The sequence below is a fragment of the Sphingobacteriales bacterium genome, from assembly GCA_012517435.1.
Taxonomy (GTDB): Bacteria; Bacteroidota; Bacteroidia; order CAILMK01; family JAAYUY01; genus JAAYUY01.
In genome coordinates this window covers 1-3,750 of record JAAYUY010000024.1, presented here as the reverse complement: position 1 = coordinate 3,750, position 3,750 = coordinate 1, and the positions used below count along the sequence as shown (strand labels likewise).

Here is a 3,750-nt window from a genome sequence, read left to right as displayed (position 1 = left end):
GCCTTCAGGATATGCACCAAACAAACGTATCAGCATGGTCAGCACTCCGCACCCTATCCCATAAACAATCATACCTACAGGTGTCATCGGAGACGAAACCATATCGGTAGCCATAAAAAAGACACCCAGCATCAGACCTCCTGTTACCAGATGAAAGAGCGGATTGACATAATGAACAGGGTCTATCAGCCAGAATATCAAGGCAAAAGCCAGTGCTGAACCCAGATAACTTACCGGAATATGCCAGGTAATAATCTTTTTCCAAAACATATAAATAGCCCCGATGAGCAAAGCGATAGCCGACATCTCACCCAATGAACCACCCATGTTTCCCAGCATCATATCCACATAACGGGGCATTTCTCCGGACTGCATGATCTGATCTACACTCATACCGTTTTTCAGGCCTTCTTTTAAAATACCTAATGGGGTAGCACCTGTAATAGCATCAACAACTCCGTCTGAAAACAGTGCATGTGGTTTTGGCCATGAAGTCATTTGCACAGGAAAGGCTATCAACAAAAATACCCTGCCAACCAGTGCCGGATTAAAAGGATTTTTTCCAAGCCCTCCAAAACTCATCTTGGCTATTCCTATGGCGACAATCGCCCCAACGACAATGATCCAGTTAGGCAGATTGGCCGGTACATTGAAAGCCAGCAAAATACCGGTAATAACAGCCGATCCGTCTGTAATACTTATCTTCCCTTTCAGAAAAAATCTCTGTATCAGATATTCCACCAACAGACACGAAGCCACACTTATCAGCGTAACCCTTACAGAGTCGAGTCCGAAAAAATAAATACTTACCAGAAGAGCTGGAATCATGGCATAAACCACTCCCCACATGATCTTTCTGACATCTTCCCTTCCGTGAATATGGGGTGATAAACTTACTACGTATTTATTCATGGTGTTTTATTTAACTCTTGACCTGATTATTTTTCCAACCTGTGTCTTCCCCATCCTGATATAATCGAGCAAGGGACGATATGAAGGACACACATACATACAACTTCCGCATTCGATACAATCCATAACCATGTTTTTCTCACATTTCTCCCAATCTTTTATCTCAGAAAGCTGAGCAAGATAATAAGGCTCAAGCGACATGGGACAAGCCTGAACACATTTGCTGCAACGAATACAGGTAATGGGTTCATGGCGTAATGAAATGTCTTCAGGAAATACCAATATGCCTGATGTTCCTTTTGTAACGGGCACCTCAGCGTTGTTCACTGCTTTTCCCATCATGGGACCGCCATTGATAATCTTCCCCGCTTTTTCAGGTATTCCTCCCGAAAGCTCAAGCAACACACTGACCGGTGTTCCTATTCTGGCCAGATAGTTGGCCGGATGTGAAACAAAGCCACTTACCGTAACTATTCTTTCAATCAAAGGTTTGTTTTTCTGAACTGCTTCATAAACTGCCACTGCTGTTCCGACATTCTGTACCACACAACCAACTTCCACCGGTAGCTTCCCTGACGGAACTTCCCTGCCTGTAATTGCTTTAATAAGTTGTTTTTCCCCTCCCTGAGGATATTTGACTTTTAAAACCTGAACCGAAATGCCTGAAAATGAACGGGATAAGGCATCCAGATGAGCAATGGCATCCTTTTTATTGTTTTCTATCCCTATTATAGCTTTTTCCACTTTCAGCGCCTTCATCAATATCTGAATACCTGCCATGAGTTCTTCTCCTCTTTCCAGCATCAGCCTGTGGTCTGAGGTCAGATATGGCTCACACTCAACACCATTGATCAGGAGCAACTCAGCTTTTTTATCCGGTGGCACCATGAGTTTTACATGGGTCGGAAAAGTAGCTCCCCCCATTCCTACTATCCCTGCACTTTTAATTTTACTGATAATTTCTTCCGGGGTCAGGGTACATTCTCTCTGAATACTCTTGTCGGTAATTATTCCTTCTTCCCATTCATCAGCTTCTGTGTCAATGATAATGGTTGTTTTCCGGTAACCTGAGCTGTCGGTTACTTCTTCAATTTTACTGACTGTACCTGTTGCAGGGCTATGGACATTTGCTGAAATAAAGGCTTCTCCTTTTGCAATCAGCTGACCGGTTTTTACACGGTCACCCTTTTTAACTACCGGAACAGATGGTGCACCGAGAACCTGTTGTACCGGCACATAAACTGTCTTTGGCAATGGAACTTCAACGATTTTTTCCCCTGCTGAAATTTTATTTTCCGGTGGATGGACACCGCCTTTTATAAATGTTTTCAGTTTCACTTCTAATTATTTTTAATCATTTTTAACCTTGATTCATGCTTGAGTATCCTGATCGGCCACAGCCGATTCTTCTGTTTTCACTTTCCTTGGCGGAAAATTAACTTCCCAGATGGCGTTTGTCGGGCATTCTTCGACACACTTACGGCAAAGCTTGCATTTTTCAAAACTAATGTAAGCCAGATTGTTTTCCATGACGATGGCATCATGAGGACAAACTTTCACACATTTACCACAGCCAATGCAAGCTACACTGCAGTTTTTACGGGCTAATGCACCTTTTTCAGTGTTCATGCAGGAAACAAATATCCGCTTGTCTTTTTTGCCTTTGTACCTGAGTTCGATAATATTTCTCGGACATGCCTTTACACAGGCTCCGCAGGCCGTACATTTATCATTGACTTCAGGGAGTTTTCTTTCAGGATTAATGTGAATGGCATCAAACTGACAAACGGCCACACAATCGCCTAAGCCCAGACATCCGTGAGGACAACCATTTTCACCGGCAAACAAGGCATTTGCCACAAAACAGCTGCTGACACCATCATAAGTGTTTTTTAAAGGAGCATTTGCAGGGGTTCCGTTACATCTTACCACTGCAATCATAGGTTCTTTTGCTTCCGCTTCGAGGCCTAATACTTTTCCTGAATTAGCCATGGTTTCATTTCCCCCCACAGGACAAAAAAATCCTTCGAGAGTTCCTGCTTTCACCATGGCTTCGGCAAAATTACGGCATCCGGCATAGCCGCATCCTCCGCAATTCGCTCCGGGTAATATCGCTTCCACTTCATCAATTCTGGGGTCTTCGATGACTTTAAATTTCTGAGCTACGAAATATAAAATAACTGCTGATACCAGTCCGAGACCGCCTACTGCAATTATTGAGTATAAAATTATTGATGATTGTCCCACTTCTGTTAAATTTTAATTTTTGTTTAACTCAACTATTGTTATTTTATTAACAGGGGCAAATGTATAGAGTTTCTGAAACAGGCAAAAAAAAATTCACATTTTCACTCCGGAATGCAATTCTTCCTGTAATACAGCTATCTGTGTGTGATCTTTGATACGCCTGATTGCTATTCTATTCTGAACTGAAATGATTTCTTCAACATCCTTTTGTTCAGATATAGAAAAAGGTAATAAATACCTGCTATAAGAAGAGATGACCCGGCAATAATATTTTCATTATCAATAAATAAGCCTGCAATGAGTAATGTCGAGATAATGAGTAAAACAGGAATGATATAGGCAAGCAGAACGGCTCTCATCCCCAATGATTCTTTTAATGCCACATTTACCTTGTCTCCGATACGGAATGTCTGTCCTTTCAGATTAACCTCAATGACTTTTGCCTGAATCTCAGACAGGCTGCATGCCCCCTTGATATGACATTCTGCACAGGCTGATTTTACTAAAATGGTTACCTGAGCCATATCGCCATCAATGGAAGTGATGACTCCTTCATGCCTGACTTCGTTGTGTTCACTCATCTTAAAAACT

4 protein-coding genes are annotated in these 3,750 nt (G+C 42.1%); all 4 read right to left on the bottom strand.

The annotated features are described in order from the left end of the window. The coding region (locus tag GX437_01465; protein ID NLJ06316.1) for an RnfABCDGE type electron transport complex subunit D at nucleotides 1-912 on the bottom strand (912 nt) is incomplete at its 3' end. A gap of 6 nt (nucleotides 913-918) precedes the next feature. Then, nucleotides 919-2,244, bottom strand: coding sequence for an electron transport complex subunit RsxC (rsxC, locus tag GX437_01460; protein NLJ06315.1), 1,326 nt, complete (start codon nucleotides 2,242-2,244; stop codon nucleotides 919-921). Between the two features lie 39 nt (nucleotides 2,245-2,283). Beyond that, nucleotides 2,284-3,159, bottom strand: a complete 876-nt coding sequence (locus GX437_01455) for an RnfABCDGE type electron transport complex subunit B (protein ID NLJ06314.1) — start codon at nucleotides 3,157-3,159, stop codon at nucleotides 2,284-2,286. Nucleotides 3,160-3,326: 167 nt separating this feature from the next. After that, entirely contained in the window at nucleotides 3,327-3,740 is a 414-nt protein-coding gene (locus tag GX437_01450; protein NLJ06313.1) for a SoxR reducing system RseC family protein, read from the bottom strand. Between the last annotated feature and the right edge of the window lie 10 nt (nucleotides 3,741-3,750).

Bases quoted from the DNA above. Each gene is read 5' to 3' on its own strand.
- GX437_01450 (NLJ06313.1), bottom strand. From the start codon at position 3,740: ATGAGTGAACACAACGAAGTCAGGCATGAAGGAGTCATCACTTCCATT.